This window comes from Paucibacter sp. KBW04 (assembly GCF_003852425.1).
Lineage (GTDB): Bacteria > Pseudomonadota > Gammaproteobacteria > Burkholderiales > Burkholderiaceae_C > Paucibacter_A.
In genome coordinates this window covers 164,332-187,984 of record NZ_QAJN01000018.1, presented here as the reverse complement: position 1 = coordinate 187,984, position 23,653 = coordinate 164,332, and the positions used below count along the sequence as shown (strand labels likewise).

At 65.9% G+C, this 23,653-nt stretch carries 26 protein-coding genes and 3 tRNA genes; 19 read left to right on the top strand and 10 right to left on the bottom strand.

The genetic code is table 11. The features are described 5' to 3' along the window. Positions 1-63: 63 nt before the first annotated feature. The gene (locus DBR47_RS22350; protein WP_124454272.1) at positions 64-807 is read left to right on the top strand and encodes a tRNA-uridine aminocarboxypropyltransferase; all 744 of its coding nucleotides are present in this window, start codon (positions 64-66) and stop codon (positions 805-807) included. 71 nt (positions 808-878) lie between these two features. Here the strand turns inward: DBR47_RS22350 and DBR47_RS22345 are convergent. From DBR47_RS22345 to rsmB, 7 genes are all read right to left on the bottom strand, one after another. Next, a tRNA-Thr gene (locus DBR47_RS22345) sits at positions 879-953 on the bottom strand. A gap of 4 nt (positions 954-957) precedes the next feature. Then, positions 958-1,033, bottom strand: a tRNA-Gly gene (locus tag DBR47_RS22340). A gap of 124 nt (positions 1,034-1,157) precedes the next feature. Then, a tRNA-Phe gene (locus DBR47_RS22335) sits at positions 1,158-1,233 on the bottom strand. 97 nt (positions 1,234-1,330) lie between these two features. After that, complete coding sequence (locus DBR47_RS22330; RefSeq protein ID WP_124454270.1) at positions 1,331-2,065, bottom strand: response regulator; 735 nt, start codon at positions 2,063-2,065, stop codon at positions 1,331-1,333. Between the two features lie 11 nt (positions 2,066-2,076). Then, complete coding sequence (locus DBR47_RS22325; RefSeq protein ID WP_124454268.1) at positions 2,077-4,344, bottom strand: ATP-binding protein; 2,268 nt, start codon at positions 4,342-4,344, stop codon at positions 2,077-2,079. A 3-nt stretch (positions 4,345-4,347) separates the two neighbouring features. Continuing rightward, positions 4,348-4,986, bottom strand: a complete 639-nt coding sequence (locus DBR47_RS22320) for a DUF4390 domain-containing protein (RefSeq protein WP_197047227.1) — start codon at positions 4,984-4,986, stop codon at positions 4,348-4,350. 55 nt (positions 4,987-5,041) lie between these two features. Then, positions 5,042-6,409: a 16S rRNA (cytosine(967)-C(5))-methyltransferase RsmB gene (gene rsmB, locus DBR47_RS22315; RefSeq protein WP_124454265.1), complete on the bottom strand. Its 1,368-nt coding sequence runs from the start codon at positions 6,407-6,409 to the stop codon at positions 5,042-5,044. Between the two features lie 142 nt (positions 6,410-6,551). Here rsmB and folE point away from each other — a divergent pair, with 142 nt between their 5' ends. Both folE and DBR47_RS22305 read left to right on the top strand, forming a co-directional pair. Further along, the gene (gene folE / locus DBR47_RS22310) at positions 6,552-7,280 is read left to right on the top strand and encodes a GTP cyclohydrolase I (RefSeq protein WP_124454263.1); all 729 of its coding nucleotides are present in this window, start codon (positions 6,552-6,554) and stop codon (positions 7,278-7,280) included. A 31-nt stretch (positions 7,281-7,311) separates the two neighbouring features. After that, positions 7,312-7,734: a BLUF domain-containing protein gene (locus DBR47_RS22305; RefSeq protein ID WP_124454261.1), complete on the top strand. Its 423-nt coding sequence runs from the start codon at positions 7,312-7,314 to the stop codon at positions 7,732-7,734. A 69-nt stretch (positions 7,735-7,803) separates the two neighbouring features. Here the strand turns inward: DBR47_RS22305 and DBR47_RS22300 are convergent, their stop codons facing one another. Further along, complete coding sequence (locus tag DBR47_RS22300; RefSeq protein ID WP_197047226.1) at positions 7,804-8,349, bottom strand: LemA family protein; 546 nt, start codon at positions 8,347-8,349, stop codon at positions 7,804-7,806. Continuing rightward, positions 8,346-9,083, bottom strand: coding sequence for a 7-cyano-7-deazaguanine synthase QueC (gene queC / locus DBR47_RS22295; protein WP_124454258.1), 738 nt, complete (start codon positions 9,081-9,083; stop codon positions 8,346-8,348). Before queC ends, DBR47_RS22300 begins: the two co-directional genes overlap by 4 nt. A gap of 121 nt (positions 9,084-9,204) precedes the next feature. Between queC and DBR47_RS22290 the strand changes: the two genes are divergently transcribed. Then, positions 9,205-10,821, top strand: a complete 1,617-nt coding sequence (locus tag DBR47_RS22290; protein ID WP_197047225.1) for a DUF4139 domain-containing protein — start codon at positions 9,205-9,207, stop codon at positions 10,819-10,821. On the opposite strand, the gene DBR47_RS22285 is transcribed toward DBR47_RS22290, so the two are convergent. Continuing rightward, positions 10,813-11,814: a sigma 54-interacting transcriptional regulator gene (locus DBR47_RS22285; protein WP_124454254.1), complete on the bottom strand. Its 1,002-nt coding sequence runs from the start codon at positions 11,812-11,814 to the stop codon at positions 10,813-10,815. The genes DBR47_RS22290 and DBR47_RS22285 overlap by 9 nt on opposite strands. Positions 11,815-12,183: 369 nt before the next feature. On the opposite strand from DBR47_RS22285, the gene DBR47_RS22280 reads away from it, so the two are divergent. The 15 genes from DBR47_RS22280 to DBR47_RS22210 are packed head-to-tail and all read left to right on the top strand — an operon-like array spanning position 12,184 to position 23,648. Beyond that, positions 12,184-12,489, top strand: a complete 306-nt coding sequence (locus tag DBR47_RS22280; protein ID WP_124454252.1) for a hypothetical protein — start codon at positions 12,184-12,186, stop codon at positions 12,487-12,489. Then, positions 12,474-13,955, top strand: coding sequence for a phage tail sheath subtilisin-like domain-containing protein (locus DBR47_RS22275; protein WP_124454250.1), 1,482 nt, complete (start codon positions 12,474-12,476; stop codon positions 13,953-13,955). Before DBR47_RS22280 ends, DBR47_RS22275 begins: the two co-directional genes overlap by 16 nt. A gap of 29 nt (positions 13,956-13,984) precedes the next feature. Further along, on the top strand, positions 13,985-14,509 hold the full coding sequence (locus tag DBR47_RS22270; protein WP_124454248.1) for a phage tail protein: 525 nt from the start codon (positions 13,985-13,987) through the stop codon (positions 14,507-14,509). Between the two features lie 14 nt (positions 14,510-14,523). After that, positions 14,524-15,339: a hypothetical protein gene (locus DBR47_RS22265; protein ID WP_124454246.1), complete on the top strand. Its 816-nt coding sequence runs from the start codon at positions 14,524-14,526 to the stop codon at positions 15,337-15,339. Then, on the top strand, positions 15,336-16,133 hold the full coding sequence (locus DBR47_RS22260; RefSeq protein ID WP_124454244.1) for a hypothetical protein: 798 nt from the start codon (positions 15,336-15,338) through the stop codon (positions 16,131-16,133). The genes DBR47_RS22265 and DBR47_RS22260 overlap by 4 nt, the downstream gene beginning before the upstream one ends. Next, complete coding sequence (locus tag DBR47_RS22255; RefSeq protein ID WP_124454241.1) at positions 16,130-17,479, top strand: DUF4255 domain-containing protein; 1,350 nt, start codon at positions 16,130-16,132, stop codon at positions 17,477-17,479. The genes DBR47_RS22260 and DBR47_RS22255 overlap by 4 nt, the downstream gene beginning before the upstream one ends. After that, complete coding sequence (locus DBR47_RS22250) at positions 17,476-19,482, top strand: ATP-binding protein (protein ID WP_124454239.1); 2,007 nt, start codon at positions 17,476-17,478, stop codon at positions 19,480-19,482. The genes DBR47_RS22255 and DBR47_RS22250 overlap by 4 nt, the downstream gene beginning before the upstream one ends. After that, positions 19,479-19,736: a hypothetical protein gene (locus DBR47_RS22245; protein WP_124454237.1), complete on the top strand. Its 258-nt coding sequence runs from the start codon at positions 19,479-19,481 to the stop codon at positions 19,734-19,736. Before DBR47_RS22250 ends, DBR47_RS22245 begins: the two co-directional genes overlap by 4 nt. After that, entirely contained in the window at positions 19,733-20,398 is a 666-nt protein-coding gene (locus DBR47_RS22240; RefSeq protein WP_124454235.1) for a hypothetical protein, read from the top strand. The genes DBR47_RS22245 and DBR47_RS22240 overlap by 4 nt, the downstream gene beginning before the upstream one ends. Then, positions 20,395-20,622 (top strand): hypothetical protein, encoded by a 228-nt coding sequence (locus tag DBR47_RS22235; RefSeq protein WP_124454233.1) that lies wholly within the window; start codon positions 20,395-20,397, stop codon positions 20,620-20,622. Before DBR47_RS22240 ends, DBR47_RS22235 begins: the two co-directional genes overlap by 4 nt. Further along, a complete protein-coding gene (locus DBR47_RS22230) occupies positions 20,619-21,278 on the top strand; it encodes a hypothetical protein (RefSeq protein WP_124454231.1) in 660 nt (219 codons plus the stop codon). Before DBR47_RS22235 ends, DBR47_RS22230 begins: the two co-directional genes overlap by 4 nt. A 23-nt stretch (positions 21,279-21,301) precedes the next feature. Further along, positions 21,302-21,652, top strand: a complete 351-nt coding sequence (locus DBR47_RS22225) for a Base plate wedge protein 53 (RefSeq protein ID WP_124454229.1) — start codon at positions 21,302-21,304, stop codon at positions 21,650-21,652. An 18-nt stretch (positions 21,653-21,670) separates the two neighbouring features. Beyond that, on the top strand, positions 21,671-22,795 hold the full coding sequence (locus tag DBR47_RS22220; RefSeq protein ID WP_124454228.1) for a hypothetical protein: 1,125 nt from the start codon (positions 21,671-21,673) through the stop codon (positions 22,793-22,795). Next, positions 22,792-23,316, top strand: a complete 525-nt coding sequence (locus tag DBR47_RS22215) for a phage baseplate assembly protein V (protein WP_124454226.1) — start codon at positions 22,792-22,794, stop codon at positions 23,314-23,316. Before DBR47_RS22220 ends, DBR47_RS22215 begins: the two co-directional genes overlap by 4 nt. 14 nt (positions 23,317-23,330) lie before the next feature. Further along, a complete protein-coding gene (locus DBR47_RS22210) occupies positions 23,331-23,648 on the top strand; it encodes a hypothetical protein (protein WP_124454225.1) in 318 nt (105 codons plus the stop codon). Positions 23,649-23,653: the final 5 nt, after the last annotated feature.

The window sequence follows — 23,653 nt, the reverse complement described above, 5'->3', positions numbered from 1 at the left end:
CGAGAGTCGGACGGGTATTTGCTTGCGGGGGCGCTAGTGTGCCTGCCACCTTAAACTTGCGCCATGCCCCATGCCGTATCCCGCCTGCGCAGCGCCCGAATGGCGCTAGACACCAAACCCAAGCTGGACCGGGGCGAGGAGCGCAAGCCACGCTGCCCCGGCTGCCGCCTGAGCCAGGGCTATTGCATGTGCGCGCTGCGGCCACGTTTGCAGACCCGCGTCGGCGTCTGCCTGATCATGGCCGAGTTCGAGGCCCTCAAGCCCAGCAACACCGGCTGGCTGATCGCCGACGTGGTGCAAGACACGGCCGCCTTCGGTTGGGCCCGTACCGAGGTCGACCCCGCCCTGCTTGCCATGCTCAGCGATCCGCAGTGGCAGCCTTTTGTGGTCTTCCCGGGTGAGTTTGCCGAGCCGGAACGGGTGGTGACCCAGTTGCCCACCCGCATGAACGCTGCGGCCCCTGGCTCTCGCCGACCCTTGCTGGTGATGTTGGACGGCACCTGGACCGAGGCCCGCAAGATGTTTCGCAAAAGCCCTTATCTGAACGCCTTGCCAGTGCTGAGCCTGCAACCTGAACACCTGTCACGCTACCGCCTGCGCCGCCATATCCGCGACAACCATTTCTGCACCGCCGAAGTCGCCGCCCTATGCCTGGAACTGGCCGACGAAGCCCATGCCGCCCAAACCCTGGACGCCTACCTCGACGTGTTCACCCATCGCTATCTGCAGGCCAAGCAGACGCTGCCGGTGGATGAGGGGAATGATGCGCACCGAGTGCTGCGCGAATTGAGCGTCAGCAGCTGCTAGGAGTCTGCGCAAACAAAAAAGGCCTAACTCTGTTGAGTTAAGCCTTTTGCTTTTTTTATGCCCTGAGTCCGTGGTGCCCATGGGCAGGATCGAACTGCCGACCTCTCCCTTACCAAGGGAGTGCTCTACCACTGAGCCACATGGGCAATTTGGAGCGGGATAAGAGACTCGAACTCTCGACCTATACCTTGGCAAGGTATCGCTCTACCAACTGAGCTAATCCCGCGTTGTTCATCCTGGCGAGGAGCTCTTGCCGAGCTCGCGGCCAATGGCTTGACCGCCCAACAAATCCGATGCGACCGGACTTGAAAAACAAAAGCTCATCAGCGATGAGCTTCCATTTGATGTGTTGGTGGCCTGGGGCGGAATCGAACCACCGACACGCGGATTTTCAATCCGCTGCTCTACCAACTGAGCTACCAGGCCAACTTTTCTTCTTTGAAACAAATCGAAGATCGCTCTTCTTTCTGTTCATTCTTCGCTGCAACTCAGCGAAGACCGCAACTATAGCACCGTTTTTTGGTCAAAGTCCAGTGCCGCGTTTATTTCTACTCAAATCGACACCGAGTTGCTTGAGCTTGCGGTACAGATGGGTGCGCTCCAGGCCCGTTTTCTCGGCCACGCGGGTCATCGAACCGTTCTCTTTGGCCAGATGGAATTCGAAATAACTTTTCTCGAAGGCATCGCGCGCTTCGCGCAGCGGGCGGTCCAACTCAAAGCTTTGCTCGGAAGCCAGGCCCAGCGGCGGCAACATGGGTTGAGCCATCAGGGTCGAGCCATGGGCGACGGGCGCGGCCGGCTGGTACTGCATCGCAGCACCCAGGCCACTGACTTCGTTGCGGCCGCTGCTATAGCTAAGCGGCGCACCCAAGGGGGCAGGCGCCGGGCGCGGAGCGGTCTTGACCAGGGCTTGCTCAACCGCACGCAGCAGCTTTTGCAGGGTGATGGGCTTTTCCAAGAAGGCAATGGCGCCAACCTTGGTGGCCTCAACCGCCGTGTCAATCGTGCCGTGCCCGCTCATCATGATGACCGGCATGGTCAGCAGTCCGGCCCCGCCCCACTCCTTCAGGAGGGTGACGCCGTCGACATCGGGCATCCAGATGTCCAGCAAAACGAGGTCGGGGCGCAAGCGCTCGCGCACGGCGCGGGCCTGCGCTGCGTTTTCCGCCAGTTCAATCGTGTGACCCTCATCGCTGAGGATTTCGGACAAGAGGGCTCGAATGCCCAATTCGTCGTCGACTACAAGAATTGTTGCCATGGATACCTAGTTCACTCTTGCTTATGGGCAGTGCCCACTTCGGCCGCTGCAGTCGCGAGTTTTGAAAATGATAACGAAACTTGTGCACCTATCACTGCCGCCGCTTCGTCCCCCCCCGAATGGAGGTTGGCCAGACGGATGCGGGCGCCATGTTCATCGGCAATTTTCTTCACCACGGCCAGGCCCAGGCCCGTGCCCTTGCTCTTGGTCGTGACATAAGGCTCGAAGGCGCGTTTGAGCACCTTCTCGGCAAAACCGGGGCCGTTGTCACTGATCAGCAGACGCAGTGCCCGCGGCTCACCGCTCTCGGTGAAGGCTTGCTGCGTGCGCACCACCACCTGGCCATCGGGGTGGTCCTGCACGGCGTCGAGCGCATTCTGTACCAAGTTATGGATGACTTGCCGCAACTGGCTTGCGTCGCCCTTGATTTGGACCAAATCCGGCGCCAATTCCGCATGCAGATGACCGGTGTCCTGGGCCTCGGCATACAGGCTCAGGACTTCGGCCACCAGGCCGTTGAGGTCCAGGTCCTTCAAATTGGCCGAGGGCAGGCGGGCGTAGTCGCGGAACTCGTTGACCAGCTGCTTCATCGACTGCACCTGGTTGACGATGGTGGCCACCGAGCGCACCAGCATGGCCTGATCGGCGCCCTCCAGCTTGGCTTCGAGCTTGTGCTGCAGGCGCTCGGCCGAGAGCTGGATGGGTGTCAGCGGGTTCTTGATCTCATGCGCCAGGCGCCGGGCGACTTCGCTCCAGGCGGCCGATCGCTGCGCAGACACCACTTCTGAAATATCGTCAAACACCATCAGGCGTGCATCGTGCGGCAACTGGGCACCGCGCACAAGAAGGGTTAGTACGTCCTGGCCCGCCTCCACCTGCAGCTCGAAGGCGTCCTGCCAATGGTCGCGCTCCCCCACTTCCGGGTTGTACTGATCGAAGCGCTGCCAGACGGCCTGGGCAAAGGCTTGCAGCTGGGGCACTTCGTCCAGGCGCCGGCCGCGGTAGGCCGACAGCGGTAGGCGCAGGATGCGGGTGGCGCCGGGGTTGACGGTGTCGATATTCTGCTGCGCGTCGAACACGATGACGCCGGCGGTGAGGTTGTCCAGAATGGTCTGCAGATTGGTGCGCGCGCTCTCCAACTGGGCCACGCTGCGCTCCACCATGCCACGCGCATCGGAGAGCTGCTCGGTCATATCGGCAAAGCTGCGGGTCAGGCCGCTGAGCTCGTCGCGTGAGGCCAGCACCGGCTTGCGACTCAAATCGCCCTGTGCCACCTGGCGCACGCCCTCGGCCAGCAGCAGCAAGGGTCGCGCCAGCTGATTGCCCAGGGTCATGGCCAGCAAGAAGGCGGTAAACACCGCCAGCACCAGGGCCAGGGTCAGGGTGCCCAGATACATGCGACGCAGGCCGCCGCGCTCCAGATTGCGCTGCTGGTACTCGCTGCTGGCGGCTTGCACCGCCAGGGCATTGCGCAAGACGTTGGTGGGGATGCGGCGCACCACCATCAGGAATCGATCGCCGCCGCTGCTATCGCCCAGGCGCAGGTCGGCGCTGGGCAGTAAGGCCAGGGCGCGGATTTGCGCGCGCCCTTGCAAGGCCGTGGCTTCATCCTCCAGGCCCTCGATTTCGCTCATCACCTTGTTGGCGCGCGCCTGGCGCAACATGGTGTCGCTAGGTCTGTCGGGGGTGAGCAGGCTGGCGTCGCCGCCGGCCGAGAGTAGGATCTGCCCATTGCCGCCCACCAAGGCCACGGTGCGCAAACCCAGCTGTTCACGCAGCCTATCTAGAGCCAGAGGCTGGGGCACGACGGCATCACCGACCGCCAAGCGCTCGGCGGCATCGCGGGTCTTGCTGGCCAGATCGCTGCGCAAATCGTCCAGGGTGCCACGGCCCAGGGTCAGGCCGGACTCCAGGGCGCTGGCCAAGCGCACATCGAACCAGCTGTCTATGCTTTGGTTCACGAATTGATAAGACACACCGTAGATCAGCAGGCCCGGCACCACGCCCACCAGAGCAAAGATGCCGGCCAGCTTCATCAGCAGGCGGCTGCCGAACTTGCCGCGCCGCACCCGCAGCAACAGCCGGATGGCGGCACCGGTGATCACCAACAAGAGCACGGTGGCCACCACCGCGTTGACCCAGAACAGCCAGACCGAATGCCGCTCCAAAAAGCCGCGTTGCGAGGTGGAACTGATGGTGAGCAAGAAAGCCAGGACGCCGCACACGCCCATCACGGCCACCATGGAAACCAACCACGCCCAGCGCGTCGCTTTGCTCATCGATCAGGAACCGCTGCGAATGCTGAAGTCGGGGTTGAGCTGGAATGTGCGCTCCACATTCATATTCCAGCCCTGAGGCGAGCCCAGCCCGATTTGCATGGGCTTGGGCAGTTGGCTGGTGTCCAGGCGATAGCTGAACTCCAGGTAGTAGCGGCCATCGTCATCGATGTCCTTGAGATCGGCCACATGCCAGCTGGACACCCCGCGCAGCGAGCTCAAGGCCTCGGACAGCGTGGCATAGCTGCGACTCAAGCCCTCGTTGCTGACGCGGAACTGCCGGGTCAGCGACTTCCACTCCAGCCGCCAGCTGCGCGAGGTGCGGGCGGCCCGCACATCGCGCCAGTACCAACGGCTGCGCAGGACGGTCACGTCCGCCGCGAAATAGACCGGCACGCCCTTCATCAAGGCGTCCTCCACCGCGGGCGAGAGTGTGAAGCGGGTGCTGAAGCTGAGCTCCAAGCCATCTTCCACCTTGGCCGCACTGATCTGGTTCAACTCCACGCCCTCGGCTTGAGCGCCCGAGACCTGGCCCAGCAACAAGACCAGCCCCAAGATCCAGGCCGCAAAGCCCTGCAGCCAAAGACTGGACTCAGTCTTTGGGCGGCATGGTGCTTGGGCTGTGGCGTGGCGTGCTGAGTTCAAGTGCGCAGGATCAACAGGACAAACAAGGTGGAGGCCAAAACAAGGGGCAGGCCCTTCAGGACTTGTGCAAAAGAGCGTAATAGAAGCCGTCAATCACGGCCGGGCCCGAGCCCGCGGCCCCGGCTGGCTCCCCATTGTGAGCGAGGGGCAGCAGATGGCCGGACAAGCCGCTCACTTCTATCAATTTCGCATCGGCCTGACGTTGCAAAAATGCATCGATCTGCCCCTGGCCCTCGGCCTTGAAGACCGAGCAGGTGGCGTAGACCAGACGGCCGCCGGGCTTGAGCGTGGGCCACAAGGCGTCGAGCAGCTCGGCCTGGATCTGGGCCAGCTGGGCGATATCGCTGTCGCGGCGCAGCCAGCGCACATCCGGGTGGCGGCGCACGATGCCGGAGGCGCTGCAGGGCGCGTCCAAGAGGATGGCGTCAAATCGTTCGCCATTCCACCAGCCGGCGGTCTGGCGCGCATCGGCCGCCAGCACACGGGCGCGCAGCTGCAGGCGGGCGAGGTTGTCTTGCACCCGGGCCAGGCGACGGGCATCGCTGTCCAGAGCCGTCAGGTCAAAATCGCCCAACTCCAGAATATGGGCGGTCTTGCCGCCGGGCGCCGAGCAGGCGTCCAGCACGCGGGCGTGTTCGGGCAGATGGGGCAATTCGCCCTGCGCCTGCACCAGCAGGTGGCCGGCCAGCTGGGCGGCGGCGTCCTGCACCGACACCTCGCCCTGGGCAAAACCGGGCAAGGCGGTGACGGGCACGGCGCGCTCCAGCACGACTGCCTGCGGCGCGATGGCGCCCAGGGCGCGGGCAGCAATGCCTTGCTGGCTCAAGCGCTGCACATAAGTCTCGGCGCTGCCATGCCGGGCGTGGACGCGCAGCGTCATCGGCGGATGTTGATTATTGGCGGCCAGGATCTCCTGCCATTGCTCCGGCCAATCCTGCTGCAGACGAGCCAACCACCAGGCCGGGTGATTGAAACGGGCGACCGGGTCGGCCTGCACCGCGGCCACGATGGCGTCGCGCTCGCGCAAGAAGCGTCGCAGCACCGCGTTGACGAAACCGGCACTGGCCGGCAGGCGCTTGCGTACGGCGCTGACCGTCTGGTCCACCACCGTGTGGGCGTCGTAGGGCGGGTCCTCGGCTGGCCACAGCAGGGCCAGGGCGCTGAGCAGCAGGCCTTCGACCTTGGGCGGGGGCGCCTTGGGCGCCAACAAAGCCCGTGCGCCCTCCGCACTGGCCAGCAGGCGCAGCACATAGAAGCTGAGGGACTGGGTGCCGGGGCGCAGATCGGCCGGGCAGCGCGCCAGCAGCTCGGTGAGTGAGCGCCCGCCGCGCACGGCTTGCACGGCATCGGCCACCTGCGCGATCAAGCGCTGCAGGGGGGCGGACTGGACGGTGGAACTGGGGGAGGAAGAAGATGAAGACACGGGCTCAGTGTAGGCGAGAGCCTCCAAACCTCCGGGCCCAGCCCGATTCCCGCCCGGCCGCTCCCTGCTTGTGCACGGTTATCGCAATCCAGACACAATGCCGTGCGACAGCGAACCTCAAGAGAATAGCGAGAACCCCTTTATGACCGGCGCCCTCACCCCTTCCAAGCCTTTGTCACTCAGCCAGGATGAGCTGGCCGCCCTGCCCGCCTCGGAGCGGGTGCGCTACCGCCTGGTCAGCGCCGAATGCCGCCACCACGCCAATGACAATATCTCCGCCTTCATCGAGGAAGGCGAGCTGGACGAGTTGCAGGCCGAGGTGCAGGCCAAGATGCAAGAGGTCTTGCGCGCCCTGGTGATCGACACTGAGAGCGACCACAACACGCAAGAAACCGCCAAGCGCGTGGCCAAGATGTTTGTGCGCGAGGTCTTCAAAGGCCGCTATGTGCCCATGCCTGCGGTGACCGAGTTCCCCAACGTCACCCGCTTGAACGAGCTGATGATCGTCGGCCCCATCACCGTGCGCAGCGCCTGCTCCCACCACCTCTGCCCCATCATGGGCCGGGTCTGGATCGGCCTGCTGCCTAACGAGCATTCGAATCTGATCGGCCTGTCCAAATACGCCCGCATCTGCGACTGGATCATGAGCCGCCCGCAAATCCAGGAAGAAGCCGTCACCATGCTGGCCAATGAGCTACAAGAACGGGTGCAGCCCGACGGCCTGGGCGTGGTGATGGAAGCCGATCATTTCTGCATGCATTGGCGCGGCGTCAAAGACACCGAGACCAAGATGATCAACAGTGTGATGCGCGGCGCCTTCTTGAAAGACGCCAATCTGCGCCGGGAGTTCCTCTCCCTGATCAAGCCTTGAACCTCCACTCTCAATCGCGGAGCCTCACCCCATGCTAGTTCGCCTCCTCTACGCCAGCCGCGCCACGCCTCCCATGGACGAGGCCAGCCTGTCGGCCATCCTCAAGCAGTCACGCGAGCACAACCCCGCCGAAGGCATCACCGGCCTGCTCTGCTACGCCGACGGCATCTTTATGCAGGTGCTGGAAGGTGGGCGCGACGCCATCAATGCCCGCTACAAGCGCATCGTGGCCGACTCGCGCCACAGCGATGTCATCCTGCTCAGCTACGAGGAGGTGAATGAACGCGAATTCGCCGGCTGGTCCATGGGCCAGGTGAATCTGCAGCGCCTCAACCCCGGCCTGGTGCTGAAGTACTCCGAGACCGGCAAGCTCGACCCCTATCGCATGAGCGGCAAATCCCTGGTCGCGCTATTCCACGAGCTGATGAGCTCGGGGGCGATTGTTTGTTCCTGAGCCTTTCAGTCAGTTGGTGACAGAGCTACTCGCTCGCTGCGCTCACTCGGGCGGTCTGTCACGCAATGACTAAAGAGAGCGCGCCTCGCCAAAGCCGTACAAGCTGGCCAACACCCGGGTCGGGAATTGGCTGACGGCCTGGTTGTAAACGCCCACGGCTTGGTTGAAGACCTGGCGGGCAAATGAGCGCTGGCGCTCGACCAGCTTCAGCTCATCCATCAAGGCATACAACTCGCTGTGCTCGCGCAGCTCGGCGTGATGGTCCAGCATGGACATCACCCGGGTCAACGCCGCGGCGTGCACCGCATTGGCCACCGCCAGGCTGGCCACCGGGTCGCTAGAGCAAGGCTTGGCCCGCACGGCCTGGGCCAGGGCTTGCGACTCGGCCTGGGCCGCCTCCAGCGCGGCAAATGTGGCCTGTTCATTCGGCAACAAAGGGCGCAGCAAGTCCAGCAGCTTATTGCACAACTGGGCGCGCTCGCTCAGATGCGTGTCCAGCTGCACAAAAGCGCTGGCGATGGCATTGCGCAAGCTCATCACCCGGTTGTAAGCGCCAATGCCCCAGAACAGCAGCACGGCGCCACAGCCCCAGGCAAACCAGGCAAATCCGCTCATAAGACCCCCGCCACGAATTCCGCATGACCGCGTGCGCGCAGCTCGCAGGCCGGGCATGTGCCACAGCCATAGCCCCAGGCATGGCGCTGCATGCGTTCGCCCAGATAGCAGGTGTGAGTGTGTTCGATGATCAATTCATTCAAGGCCGCACCGCCCAGGCGCTCGCTCAGAGCCCAGGTCTGGGCCTTGGTCAGAAACATCAGCGGCGTCTCCACCGTCATCGGCGTGTCCAGGCCCAGGCTCAGGGCCACTTGCAGGCTTTTGAGGGTGTTGTCGCGGCAGTCGGGGTAGCCGGAATAGTCGGTCTCGCACATGCCGCCCACCAGCACCGAGGCGCCACGGCGGTAGGCCAGGGTGGCGGCAAAGCTCAGGAAGAGCAGATTGCGCCCCGGCACAAAGGTATTGGGCAAGCCATTGGCCTGCATCTCAATCGCGCGAGATTCGGTCAAGGCCGTGTCTGAAATTTGGCCCAGCAGGCTCAGGTCCAGCATATGGTCCTCGCCCAGCTTGGCGGCCCATTGCGGGAACTGGGCTTGCAGCTCGCGCCGCACCGTCTGGCGGCACTCCAGCTCGACGCGGTGACGCTGGCCGTAATCAAAACCCAGGGTCTCGACCGAAGCAAAACGATCCAATGCCCAGGCCAGGCAGGCGGTGGAATCCTGACCGCCGGAAAACAGCACGAGGGCGCGGCGCTGGGAATTGGCTTGCGGGGGGACGGTGTTGGGGCTGGACATGGGTGGGCGATACGAAAGAAGAAACTGCAGGCCAGAGTGTGCCAGGGTCTGGCGAGAGCGCCTCGCTCCGGCCATGCTATGTTTGCCGCGTCATCACCGCCCATGCCCACGGAGGAGCCCCATGAAAACAAGCCCTGCCCTGCTGCCATCTGCCACGGCCCTGGCCGCCGCCCTACTAAGTCTGGCAAGCCCTGCACAGGCTCAAACACCGGGCACTGCCAGCAAGATCAGCCAAGTGCTGGTCTACCCCGGCGGGGCCACGGTGGAGCGCGTCGCCCGGGTGGCGGCGGGTAGCCGCGAGATCAAGCTGGTCTGCCTGCCCGAGCGCTTCGAGGCCGACTCGCTGCAACTGCAGGCCGACCCCGGCATCGCCATCGGCGAAATCAATATGCAAACAGTGGATCGCGAGGCCGCGCCCGAATGCACCAACAACAGCCCGCTGGACGCCCGTGTGCGCGAGTTAGAGGACAAGCTGGCCGGCCTCAAGGCCGAGAGCGATGCGCAAGACCTGGCCCTGGGCTATCTGAAGAATCTGGGCACGGACAAGGCCGCCCCGGCGGCGATCAGCGCCACGCTGGACAGCATCAAGCGCAGCGGCCAGGAGTCCTTGCAACGCCAGCACCAATTGCTGCGCAGCAAAGAAGCGCTGGAAAAAGAGCTCGCGCCGCTGCGGGTCGAACGTGATCGCCTCTTGCGAGCCTCGCCCCGCCTGCGCAGCTTGCAGATCCAAGTGGCGGCCCAACGCGAGGGCGAGCTGCGCCTGAGCTACCGCGTGCCCGGCGCGGGCTGGTCGCCCATCTACCGCGCCCATCTGGACAGCACGAGTGGGCAATTGCGACTGGAGCGCCTGGGCCAGGTGGCGCAGAGCAGCGGCGAGGACTGGAACCAGGTCAAGCTCAAACTCAGCACCAGCCAGCCGCGTCAGGCCAGCCAGCCGAGGCCACTGCAGCCCTGGACACTCAAGTTTCAGGAGCCGGTGCAGGTCCAGCTCAACGAGTCCATCGCCTTTCGCACGCCTGCACCTGCCCCCGCGCCTCTAGCGGCCAAAGCTCGCAGCGGCAGCAATCAAGCCGACGCCGCCGAAGCCCTGCCCAATTTCGACGCCAGCCAAATGCAAGGCGAGTACGCCGCCGTCTTTGAAGTGCCCGGCCTGGTCACGGTGGCCAGCGACAAGCAGCGCAGCAGCTTTGGTTTGGGCAGCACGGCGCTGGAGGCCAAGCTCTATGCCCGCGTCCAGCCTCAGCATGAAGCTCAGGCCTATTTGCTGGCCGATGCCGCCCGGCCCGCCGGCTCCTGGCCCACGGGCAATTTGCAGCTCTACCGCGACGGCGGCTTTGTGGGCCAAAGCGTCCTGAGCCTGGGGCAGGAGGAGCGGCTGGAACTCTTCTTCGGCCGCGACGAAATGCTGCGCGTCACGGTCGATCCTGAAAAGCGCGAGGGCGCCAACACCGGCTTCATCGGCGCACGCATCGAGCGCAAATACGCCCGCGCCTACCGTCTGGAGAATCTGCACAAATCCGCCGTCACGGTGCAGGTCGTGGAGGCCGCGCCGCTGTCACAGCACGAGGACATCAAGGTCACGACCCAGTTCACACCCAAGCCCACGAGCGAGGCCTGGAAGAATCAACCCGGCCAAATCCTCTGGCAACAGACGCTGACCCCGGGGCAGTCACAACGCTACACGGCGGACTACCTCATCAGCTACCCCAAAGACGCCAGCATCAGCGGCCTACGCTGAGCCGCTGCAATTCCCGGCAATGCGGCATTTCTTGACCATCTTGCTGAATGCCGCCCGCTCCATCTGACAGAGCCGGGCGGCCGCACTGATATTGCCCTGGCTCATGGCCATGGCACCGTCGACAAAACGGCGCTCCACCTGCAACACGGCCCGCAGCTTTTGCTCCCGCAGACGCTGCGGGTCCCAAGCCAAATCGCTGGGCAGCCCCAAGCCACAGCGCTGCAGATCGGCCGCCTGAATCCACAGTTCGGAGCCCAGCAAATGGGCGCGCAGCAAGACATGCTCCAGCTCGCGCACATTACCCGGCCAATCATGGCCCAGCAGATGATTCAAGGCCTCGGGGCTGAGCCGTTTGACCGCACCGCCTTCGCTGGCGGCCGCTTTCGCCAGCAAATGCTCCGCCAGCAGGGGCAAATCCTCCAACCGCTCACGCAAAGCGGGCAATTCAACCGACAAGACATCCAGCCGGAACAGCAGGTCAGCACGGAACTCGCCCCGACTCACCATCTGTCGGAGATCGACGTTAGAGGCGGCAATCACCCGCACATCGGCGCGTCTGAGTTGCTCCTCGCCAACTGCGCGATAACTCTGATCCTGCAAAAAGCGCAGCAAAACCACCTGGCCACGCGGCGACAGTGCCTCCACCTCGTCGAGAAACAGGGTGCCGCCTTCCGCCTGACGGATCAGACCGACCCGGCTGCGCGCCGCATCGGTGAAGGCGCCCTTGGCATGGCCGAACAACTCGCTCTCAAACAAGGCATCCGGCATGGCGCCGCAATTGAGCGGCACAAAGGCCGCGTCGCGCCGCTCGCTCAAATAATGCCCGGCATGAGCCGCCAGCTCCTTGCCGGTGCCGGTCTCACCCATGATGAGGATGGGCGCTCTGGACTTGGCATAGCGGCCGATCAAGGCCAGGGCGGCTTTGAAAGCCGCCGACTCACCGACAAACTGCTTGAGCAGATGCTCATCCAGAGCAGAGGCAGAACGCTGCATGACCTCACCTTTTCGGACTTCCCGCCTACTCGGCAACCAAAAAGGTGCCAATCCAAGCAGCGCAAGACTAACCCAAGCCCGGTGAATGCTTATCCCCAAGGGTAGGGGCAAAAGACGGGGGATCGGGCGCAGCCATGTCGGATCGCACCCAGCTGTGTCACTTTCTGCACAGGCCCTTGAAACACCTGTTTTCCCAGGGCTGGGTGGGCCACAGATGCATGCCGAACCGTGCCAACTCGCACACAGCAGCCCCAACAAATGCCCGGCCCACCTCGCAAGCGAGGCCTGGCACGCTTCTCGCAAGGCCTGGGAGGTTCGCACCGTCTTTGGCGGCGTTCACCGCGTTGCAGCAAATCATCGAGCAACACCATGGTCAACAACAGGGTTGAAGCATTGGCAGCCACCATCAGCCGCTACATCAAGGCCAGGCCGCAAGCCTGCGACACCCTGGATGGCATCTGCGACTGGTGGATTCCGCAGCAACGCCTGATCGATGCCCAAGACGAGGTGCTGGCCGCGCTGCAACTGCTGATCGAGCGGGGCGAGATGCAAGCGCGCAGCGGCCTGGACGGCCAACTGACCTTCCACGCCGAACATCAAACTTCAGCGGACTCTCGCGATCTCTACGCACAAGCCGATGTGCAACAAGGAAGCAAGCCATGCCACAAGCACTGAGTTATCCCGGCGTTTATATCGAAGAAGTGTCCAGCGGCGTGCGCAGCATCGCCAGCGTGCCCACCTCCATCGCCCTGTTCGTCGGCTGGGCCGCGCGCGGCCCCGGTGATCGAGCCGTGCGTATCAATAATTTTTCGGACTACCAGCGCAACTTCGGCCCACTGGACCGGCGCTCGCCACTCAGCTACGGCGTCAAACAATTTTTCGACAACGGCGGCGGCGATGCCTATGTGCTGCGCCTGCTCGGCGCGGGCGCCTTGGCCTCACGCGTGGTCAATGGTCAGCTGACGATTGAGGCCAATTCTCCGGGTCTGTGGGGCGACGGCTATGCAGCCCAGATCACCCTGCGCCCGGCGCCCGATACGGCCCGCTTCAAGCTCGATGTGCTGGACCGAAACCGCAACAACGCCATCGTGGAGAGCTTCGAGAACCTCTCGATGAGCAATACCGACCCACGCTTCGCGCCCAGCGTCATCAACGACCGCTCGGCCTTCATCCGGGTCAGCGTGGGCATCAATACACCGCCTGCTGCTGGCGTTAGCAATCTGACGGCCGGTGCCGACGGCGCGGTGCTGACCCCCAGCACCGCACCCTTCCAAACCGCCTTGCTGGCTCAGTTCGGCCAGGGCACGGTGACCGACCGCATCGATCTGTTCAATCTGCTGGTCGTGCCCGGCGAGACCGACCCGGCCACACTGGGCGCGCTGCAAACCCATTGCAAAAACCGCCGCGCCTTTTTGATCGCCGATACCGCTGCCAACGCCAGCACCACCAGCCTCGGCACCGGCCTGCCCGCCGCTCTGACTGGTGTGGACGCCTCGCATTCCGCCATCTTCTTCCCCTGGGTCAAGGCGCCCGACCCGCTGCACGACATGGCCTTGGTCAACTTCCCGCCCAGCGGCTTTGTGGCCGGGGTGTTCGCCCGCACCGACGGCGCGCGCGGCGTCTGGAAAGCCCCGGCCGGCTCCGACGCCTCGCTCAACGGCGCCACCGGCCTGGCCACCACCTTGAGCGACGCCGAGAACGGCCCGCTCAATCTGCTGGGCATCAACTGCCTGCGCACCCTGCCCGTCTACGGCAATGTGGTCTGGGGCGGCCGCACCATGCATGGCCAGAACGATCGGGGCTCGGAATGGAAATACATCCCCGTGCGCCGCATGGCCCTATTCATCGAGGAAAGCCTCTACCGCGGCACGCAGTGGGTGGTGTTCGAGCCTAACGACGAACCCTTGTGGGCACAGATCCGACTGAACATCGGCGCCTTTATGCAGGGCCTGTTCCGACAAGGAGCCTTCCAGGGCAAATCGCCGCGCGAGGCCTACTTCGTCAAATGCGATGCCGAGACCACCACCCAGGCGGACATCAATCTCGGCATCGTCAACATCATCGTGGGCTTTGCGCCGCTGCGCCCGGCCGAGTTCGTCGTGCTCAAGCTGCAGCAGATCGCTGGCGATCTGAACGCCTGAACACTGCCACGCAATTTCTGGAGACTCTCATGGCCCAGTTTTCCGTCAACCCCCAGCGCTTCGATCCCTATAAAAACTTCAAGTTCAGGGTGAAGTGGGACGGCCGCTTCGTCGCCGGCATCAGCAAGGTCTCGGCCCTCAAGCGCAGCACCGAGGTGGTGGAGCACCGCGAGGGCGGCGACCCCTCCACCGGCCGCAAATCCCCCGGCCGCAGCAAGTTTGAAGCCATCACCCTGGAGCGTGGCGTCACCCATGACAAAGAGTTCGAGCAATGGGCCAACAAGGTCTGGAACTTCGGCGCCGGTCTGGGGGCCGAGGTCTCGCTCAAGGACTTTCGCAAGGACTTGATCATCGAGGTCTACAACGAGACCGGCCAGCTGGTGCTGGCCTACAAGGTCTTCCGCGCCTGGGTGTCCGAGTTCCAAGCCCTGCCCGATCTGGACGCCAATGCCAATGCCATCGCCATCCAGAGCATCAAGCTGGAGCACGAGGGCTGGGAGCGTGATGTCGAGGTGGGCGAGCCCAGCGAACCCAGCTTCACCGAGCCGGCTTGATGCCGGAGGCCCCCATGCTGGCTGCCCCCGAACTTCAGCGCCACGCCCCCCGCCTGCTCAGGCTGTGGGAGCAGGCCTGCGAGGCCGGGCCGCAAGAGCTGGAGGACTTGCTCTTGGCCTTCGACGCCGATGGCGCAAGCCATGCCAATGCCCGCGCTCTGCCCCAAGGCCTGGGCGAGCGCAATCTGCGCCTGCTGGCCCTGCGCGAGCGCCTGCTGGGCCCGCAGCTGGCGCTGCTGGCCGACTGCCCACACTGCGCCAGCCCGGTCGAGTTCAGCCTGGACTGCCGGGCCCTGCTGCATTCGCTGAACGACGCCAAAACGCCCAGCGAAGCCAGCGAAGAACAGGTGCTGGAGCTGGACGGTTACCACCTGCGTTTTCGCCGCCCCGTGGCGGAAGATTTGCAGGCCTGCGCCAGCGCATTGACCCAGGCCCAGCCACCTGCCCTCGGCCCGGCGCTAGACGGCGCTCAGTTCGCACGTTTGCTCTTGCAACGCTGCATCCTGGACTGCGAGCCCCCCAACGAGGCGGCGCGGCTGGCCCCCCTGCCCGAGCCGCTTTGCCAAGCCCTGGCCGAGCGGCTGGAACAGCTCGACCCCGCCGCCCACATCCGCCTGCAACTGCATTGCCCCGATTGCGCGCAAGACTGGTCGGCCCCGCTCGCCCCGGCCCCCTTGCTGTGGCAAGAGCTGCGCGGCCAGGCCGAGCAATTGCTAAGCGAGATCGGCCAACTGGCCCGTGCCTTTGGCTGGAGTGAAGAGCAGGTGCTGAGCCTGAGCCCGCGTCGGCGGCAGGCCTATCTGCAGCTCTGCGAAGAGGCGAGCCCGTGAAGAACAAGCGCGCCACCTCCATGCCTTTGCAGGCGCTGCCAGCCCTGGCCTGGCTGGAGGCGCTCGCGCCTTGGGACCCCAAGGCCCAGCGCCCGGCCCTGCGCGCTCCCTTGGCGGCAAGCGCCTGGGCCAGGCCCGGCAAGCAAGCGCTGGCCCCCTGGGCGGAGGCAAGCGAGGCGCTCGGACCCGAGGCCAGCGACCCACAGCCGCAGCAAGCCATACGGCCACGCCCCGCAGCCGCCACCCCGCCGCAGACCCAGTGGGTCGGCCCCGCCCCATTCAGCCATGCCCATGCCCAGGGCAAAGCGCCCAGCAGCCGCTCACCCGAAATCGCCAAGACGAGCACCGAGGCCATGGCGCAGCCCGCCCCGCAAGCGTTCAGCGCCGTCATCACCGGCTCGCCGCACGCTGCCGACAACACCCGCCTCGCAGAACGGGTTTCGCCCGCCTCGCCACGGGCTAGGCCCAGCCCTGACACATCCGACTTGCAACTCAGGCCGCCTCCGCAGCTCACCGCTGCAGACGCGCCAAAGCCGAGCGCAGCGCTACGCGCCTTGCCAACCCAAGCCCGCCTCTGCGCGCGAGCACCCAGCCCAGCGCCCCAGCCGCTCCAACTCCAGCTCACGATAGGCCGCATCGACATTCACCTCACGCCCCCCCGGCCCCAGCTGGTGCCTGCGGCCCATGCGCCCGCAGCCGGCCGCAGCCGCAGCGCTGGCGGCACCTTGTCCCTGGCCGACTATCTGCGCCAAGGCAAGCAAGGTGGCGGCGGCAGCGCGGGAGGTGGTCCATGAGCTCGCCCCTGGCCATCGGCGCCGTCAGCGCCGTGTTGCGCAATCTGCTGGACAACGGCTTGATCGAGGCAGGTGCCGCCCTGGGCAATGTGATCAAGGTCTCGGCCGTGGCACCCGACACCATCAACCTCCAAGACCCCCAGGCCAGCCCCCAGCTGAATATCTTTTTGCACCAGCTCAGCCACAACGCGGCCTGGCGCAACAGCGCCCTGCCCAGCCGCAGCAGCGTGACGGGCGAACGCCTCAGCAACGCCCCGCTGGCCCTGGATCTGCACTACGTCATCACCGCCTACGCGCAGGCCGATTTCCATGCCGAGATCCTGCTGGGCTATGCCATGCATCTGCTGCACGAGCGCCCGGTGCTGGACCGTGCCGCCATCCGCCGCGCCCTGCAATCCAACCCGGTCAACACCAGCTTGCTGCCACCGGCCTTCCAGGCCCTGGCCGCCGCCGATCTCGCCGATCAGGTCGAGCTGATCAAAATCACCCCGGCCGTGATGGGCACGGACGAAATCAGCAAACTCTGGTCCGCCCTGCAATCGCATTACCGGCCCTCGGCGGCCTATCAAATCTCGGTCGTGCTGATCGAGGGCAGCAAGCCCACGCGACGCCCCCTGCCCGTGCTCTCACGCGGCCCGCTGGACCCCGCCAGCGGGCGCGACCGCGGCGTGCAGGTGCAGGCCAATCTGCAGCCGCCCCTGCCCACCTTGCTCAGCCTGGCCGCGCCCAATGGGCAGAGCAGCGCCTGCCTGGGCGATACGCTAACGGTGGAGGGCCTGCACCTGGCCGGCAGCGGCCACCAGCTGCTGCTCAGCCACCGCCTGCTGGCCGCGCCGGTGTTGATCACCCCCAGCAGCGTCAACCCGACCGGGACGCAGCTCAGCTTCACCCTGCCGAATACCTTGGCCGATCAGAGCCGCTTTGCCCCCGGCCTGTGGAGCCTGCGCCTGCGCTTCACCCCCGACGGCGAGCCGTTGCTGCGTGAGAGCAATAGCCTGGGCCTGCTGCTGGCACCCGCTGCCGTCATCAGCGCCGACGCGGCACTGGGCCTGCCCGCCGCCAGCGTCAGCCGTGGCGGCGTGCCCAGCCGGGTACTGCTCAGCCTGCATTGCCGCCCGCAAGTCTTGCCGCAGCAGAGCGCGCAGCTGATCTTGGGCGACCAGGAAGCCGCCGCCCTGCCGCGCGCCAATGCCGCCCTGCCCCTGCAATTCGAGTTCCCCGCCACTTTGCCCGCCGGCAACTACCGCCTGCGTCTGCGGGTCGACGGTGTGGACAGCCATCTGCTCGACCTCAGCGGCCCCGCCCCCGCCTTCGACCCGACGCAAATGCTGGGGGTGCCGCCATGAATGCGCCGCGCGAGTGGGCCGCCCTGAACCCGGCTGGGGTCGACTGGGCGCAAGTCAATCAAGCCTGGCTGGTACAAGCCCTGGGCCTGCTGCGTCAGCGCCTGCAGCAAGCCTTGGACGGAGACAGCAACAGGCCCAGCGCAGACCTGCTGCCCGCTCCAACAGGCGATGCCTGCCCGGCCTTGTTGCACATCCGGCAACGCTTTGGCCTCTCCACCTTTGAGACCGAGCTGCTCCTGCTGCTGGCGGGGGTGCAGCTGGACTCCGGCCTGCGCCAACTGCTGAACCAGCTGTTCCCGCACAGCGCAGGCCTGGCTCCCAGCTTCGCCCAAGCGATGCGGCTGCTGAGCGAGCCGCATTGGGATGCCCTCTCCACCGAAGCGCCGCTGCGCGATCGCCTCTTGCTCGAGCCCGACCCGACCTGCGCCAGCCTGCCCGAGGCCCCGCTGCGCTTGCCCGAGCGGCTATTGCATTACATCGCCGGGGTCCCGGCCCGTGAGCAGCGACTGGACGGGCTCTTACACCCGCTGGCCGCCCCGGCCTCGGCAGGCCCCACGCCCTGGCCTGCGCTGCAGCAAAGCCTGCAAGCTCTGCTGCGCCAAGCCAGCCCGCAGGCCGCCCGCCTGATCTGCCTGCAAGCGCCCGGCGGCCATGTCGAGGCTTTGCTGAATCTGTGCCGCCAGGCCCTGGCACCGCGCGGGCTCTTGCTGATGCGCGCCCAAGACCTGCCCGAGGCCCCGTCCGAGCTGCTGCGCTGCGCCCGCTACCTGGACCGCGAGGTCGGCCTCAGCGGCGCCTGGCCCCTGCTGCTTGCGCCCGAGAGCGGCAGCGGGGCCGAACTCAAGCTTGCCCGCCTGCTCGAGCAGCTGCACAGCTCCGCCCTGCTGCTGGGCGCGCCGCCACCCGAGCTCTTGCTGGGCGCGGGTCAAGATCCGGCGCATCGCCTGCTGCATCTGCAACTCAGCGCCGAGGACTGCCGCCAAGCCGCCGAGGCTGCCCTGCTGGCCTGCGCGCCGCCAGGTGCCGAGGCCGCGCTGCACGCCGAGCTGGCTCGCGCCGCCCGCCAATTCAGCCTGGCAGCCCAAGACATGGCCGAGCTGGCCCGGCAGCTGCGCCAAGCACCCGCCAGCGAGGCGGTGCCGATGATCTGGCCCAGCGCCCGCACCGCCGCCCGCAACAAGCTGCGCGGGCTGGAGCATTTGGCCAGCCACATCCCGACACGGCAGGGGCTGGACGCGCTGGTGCTGCCCCCGCCACAAGCCCAGGCCTTGCGCGCCATCGTCAGCCAGCTGCGCCAGGCCCACAAGGTGTTTCAAGACTGGGGCTTTGCCGCCAAGAGCTCACGCGGCCAAGGCCTGTGCGCCCTGTTCGCGGGCGACTCCGGCACCGGCAAGACCCTGGCTGCCGAGGCCATCGCCCATGAGCTGGGCCTGGACCTCTATCGCATCGACCTGGCCCTGCTGGTCAGCAAATACATCGGTGAGACCGAGAAAAACCTCAAACAAGTCTTCGACGCCGCCGAGGCCGGCGGCGCCCTGCTTTTGTTCGACGAGGCCGATGCCCTGTTCGGCAAGCGCAGCGAGGTCAAAGACAGCCACGACCGCCACGCCAATATCGAGGTGGCCTATCTGCTGCAGCGCATCGAGTCCTACCGAGGCATGGCCATTCTCACCAGCAATATGAAGAGCGCGCTGGACCGCGCCTTTCTGCGCCGCATCCCCTTTATCGTCAACTTCCCCTTCCCCGACGCAGCGGCCCGGGCGCTGATCTGGCAAGGCCAGTTCCCACCCACCGCGCCCCTGGGCGAAATCGACATCCCCAGCCTGGCCCGCCTGGACCTCAGCGGCGCGCATATCCGCAATGTGGTCTTGGCGGCCGCCTTCCGCGCCGCCGAGCTGGGCCAGCCCATCCACCAGGCCCTGCTCTTGCAGGCCGCCCGCAATGAATACGCCAAGCTGGACCGCCCGCCCGGTGCGGCCTGCCGCGAGGAGCCCGGACCATGAAGCACGACGCCCTCCAGATCGAGCTGCCGCCGCTCGTCCTGCAACTGCCGGCCGGGGTGGGTGAGGGCTGGTCCGCGCATGACCTGGCCCAGCTCAAGACCCTGCTGCACGACTGCATTGAGCAGGAAGTCCGCTTGGCCCTGGCCCGCCGACCCATGGGCGACTTTTCAAACGCCGAGGTGGCGCGGGTGAGCGCGGCGATAGCGACCGCCTGCCAAAGCGCCTGCACCCACAAGCCAGGAGCCCGCCGATGAAAACCCACGCTTCGCTCCCAAGCGCCAGCGCCCTGCCGGCCAGGCCAAGCCGCGCCCAAGCCGGTCGGGACGCCGTGGATGCGGGTGGCGGCAGCCATGCGCAAACGCCCGCACGCACCCCTGCGGCCCGCCCCGCCGCCGCACCGGCCAGCCCCAGCCTCAGCTTGTCGAACGACAGCTATGCCGACACGGGCAATGTGTCGCACAAGCACATCAAGTTCAATGTGGCCGTGCCCACCGGCCTCAATGCCGCCGACTTCTGCCTGGTCAACAAGGTGCAAGGCCATCTGAAGAATGCGGACGGGACCTTTCGCAACGCCGTCATGTACGGCAGCGTCGTGCCCTACAACTTCCCCACCGAGCAGGTGGACTCGATCGACGCCGACCCCATCTACTGGAGCACACCCAGCCAACGCCGCAACTACACGACCGAGGCAGGCGGCTTCAGCGCCACCGACGACCCTGGCCCCAGCTCGCTGGGCTATGCCTTCGCCCCTGGTATGGAAGCCCGGCTCAAGTTCCACATCGGCCTGTACCGCACGGCCGAAGTCCCCACCACCACCACCGGCACCCTGGCGGCCTCGCCTATCAGCGAGCTGCCTTGGCAGTACTCCGTGGTGGCCAACGCCACCACGGGTGCCATCACCCATCCCGTGCTATGAAGCCCAAGCCGCAAGAACAGGCCCAGATCGAACGCCTGCTGCGCTCGCTCAATGAATGGGCCGCCCTGCAAGACCCCCAACTGGACGACAGCGGCGAGATCGGTGCGCGGGTGCGCGCCCTGATCGAGGAGCTGGCCGGCCTGGGCCAGGCCGTGACCCTGCGTGATGGGCGCTATGTGCCGGTGACTACCCCCATCGTGCCCGATGCGGGAGCAAAGCCATGAGTCTGTCCAGCAGCCCCAAGCTGATCAAAGGCGGCCTGGTCTTGCTGACGCCAGACGGCAGCGGCGTCAGCCGCAGCATCGCTTTGCAATACAACCCTGACAGCTTGAGCCGCAGCTACCAGGTGCAGGGCAGCGGCGGCGATGGCGGCGGGGCACGGGCCCAGCCCTTCCGCCTCAAAGGCCCAGCCATCGAAACCTTCCGGCTGGATGCCGAGATCGACGCCACCGACCAACTCGAAAGCCCAGAAGCCCATGCGCTCGCTGTGGCCCATGGCATCGCGCCGCAGCTGGCCTTGCTGGAGTCCTTGATCAACCCCTCGGTGGATCAGCTGATGAGCTTGGCGGGCCAGAGCGCACGCGGCACGTTGGAGATCCTGCCGCCTGCCGCGCCCCTGCTGCTTTTTGTCTGGAGCCAGGACCGTGTGCTGCCAGTGCGGGTGAGCGAGTTCGCCATCACCGAAGAGGCCTTTGACCCGCAGCTCAACCCCTTGCGCGCCAAGGTCTCGCTGAGCCTGCGGGTGCTCAGCAGCGACGACCTGGGCTTCAGCGCCAAAGGGGGCAGCCTCTTCATCAGCCATCTGCGCAGCCGCGAGGCCCTGGCCGCCAAGTCCGTGAGCAGCCCGCTCAACGCGCTCGGCTTAAGCGGTCTGTTCTGAAGCCAAGCAGGAGCCGCCTCATCATGAGCTTTGACCCCGTCCAGATGCTGATCAATGCCGGAGCCATTCCGTCCGACAGCTTTGGCCCCAGCAGCCGCTACCGGGGCCTTGCCCTGGCGCTCTACCAAGCCAGCCCCGAAGCCCCGCCCCAAGCCTTTGTGCGCCGCCGTTTCATCCCGCAGCGGCGCGACATCGCCATCGCCGCCGAACACATCGTGCAAGCGGGCGAGCGCCCCGACCTGCTGGCGGCCCAGACCCTGGGCGACCCCGAGCTGTACTGGCGCCTGGCCGATGCCAATGCGGTGAACGCGCCGCATGAACTCACCGACGCCCTGGGCGCACGCCTGCTCATCCCCCTGCCTGCAGGCTTCTGAAGCCTGCCGCCATCCATCATGCAATCCGGCCTGCAACTCTCGCTCTACATCGGCCCGGTGCCCATCCCCGCACCGCGCGAGGTGGTGGAGGCCTTGGTCCATGCCAAGGTGGACAGCGGCTCGGCCGACAGCCAATCGGGCTTCGAGCTGGTGTTCGAGCTGGAGGCCCGCTCGCCGCTGCGCACCCTGTTTTTGATCACCGGCGGCGGCAGCGTGCCGCTGATCCGCGTCGTGCTGGTGGTGGCTCTGAACGGCCGCAGTCAGTCCATCATCGACGGCGTCACCACCCATGTGGAGACCCAGCCGGGCCAGGGCGGCGCGGCACGGCTGGTGGTCAAGGGCAAGGACTTGTCGGCCCTGATGGACATCATCGAAATCCCCGGCCTGCCCTACCCCGCCATGCCCCCCTCGGCCCGCGTGCTGCTCTGCCTAGCCAAGTACGCGGCCCTGGGCGTGATCCCCATGGTCATCCCCAGCCTGGCCGACATCCCGCCCCTGCCCATGCAGCAAATCCCGCAGCAACGCGGCAGCGACTATGCCTATATCAAGCGCCTGGCCAGCGAGGCCGGCTATGTCTTCTATCTGGAGCCCGGCCCCACGCCGGGCACCTCCAAAGCCTATTGGGGGCCGGAGATCCGCATCGGCGAAGCCCAGCCCGCGCTAACGACCAATATGGACGCGCTGGACAACGTCGAAAGCCTCAGCTTCAACTTCGACCGCGAGCGCAAGTCCATGCCCATCGTGTTTTTTCAGGAAAGCAGCAGCAAGCTGCCCATCCCCGTACCCATCCCGGATGTGACGCCGATGAACCCGCCGCTAGGCCTCGTCCCGCCCCTGCCGCCCAAGCTGCACAAGCTCACTGCCACCGCCCATCTCTCGGCCCCCGCCGCCCTGATGGCCGGCCTGGCCTATGCCAGCCGCAACAGCGATTCGGTGTTCGGCCAAGGCGCCCTGGATGTGGGCCGCTATGGCCGCTTGCTCAAATCGCGCGCCCTGGTCGGGGTGCGCGGCGCAGGCCTGCCTTTTGACGGGCTGTACTACGTCAGCAGCGTGAGCCACGAGATCGAGCGCGGCAGCTACAAGCAAAGCTTCTCCCTGGCCCGCAACGGCCTCATCTCCACCCTGCCGACGGTGCCGGTATGAGCGACAACGACAGCCAAAGCCCCTTGCTGGGCAAATTTCGCGGCACGGTGGTCAATAACATCGACCCCCTGCAGATCGGCCGCATCCAGGTGATGGTGGCCGATGTGGCCGGTTTTGTGCCCGGCACCTGGGCCCTGCCTTGCCTGCCCGCGGCCGGCATCAATAGCGGCCTGTTCACCGTGCCCATGATGGGCGCGGGCGTGTGGATCGAATTCGAGCGCGGCGACCCCGACTACCCCATCTGGGTGGGCGGCTTCTGGGGCACGGCGGCCGAGGTCCCGGTCTTGGCCCATATGGTGCCGCCCGGGGTCAGTGGCTTCACCCTGCAAACACCGCTCAAGAACGGCCTGGTCATCAGCGATGTGCCCGGCCCCACCGGCGGCATCCTGATCCAGACCGCCACCGGCGCGATGATTTCCGTCAGCGATGTGGGCATCATCATCTCCAACGGCAAGGGCGCCGTCATCAATATGACCGGGCCCACGGTGGACATCAATCTCGGTGCCCTAACGGTCATCTAACGGAGCCGAACGAGATGCCCGCCCCCATCCTCCACCTTGGCGCCACCGTCTTATGCAGCCACGCCGGCCAGGCCCAGCCACTGGCCCCCTTCCCGCGGGTGCTGGTGTCGGGCCAGCCCGTCGTCACCCTGGCCAGCCCCTATGCCATCGCCGGCTGTGCGCTGACCGGTTCGCCCAACCCGCCTTGCGTCACCGGCCAATGGTTGACCGGTGCCCTGAGGGTGATGGCCGGGGGCACACCCTTGGCCACCTTGGCCGGCAGCTCCACCTGCATCCCCACCGGCACGCCCATGCTGGCCTTGATGGCGCAGACCCGCGCCCTTGCCACCTGAGGAAT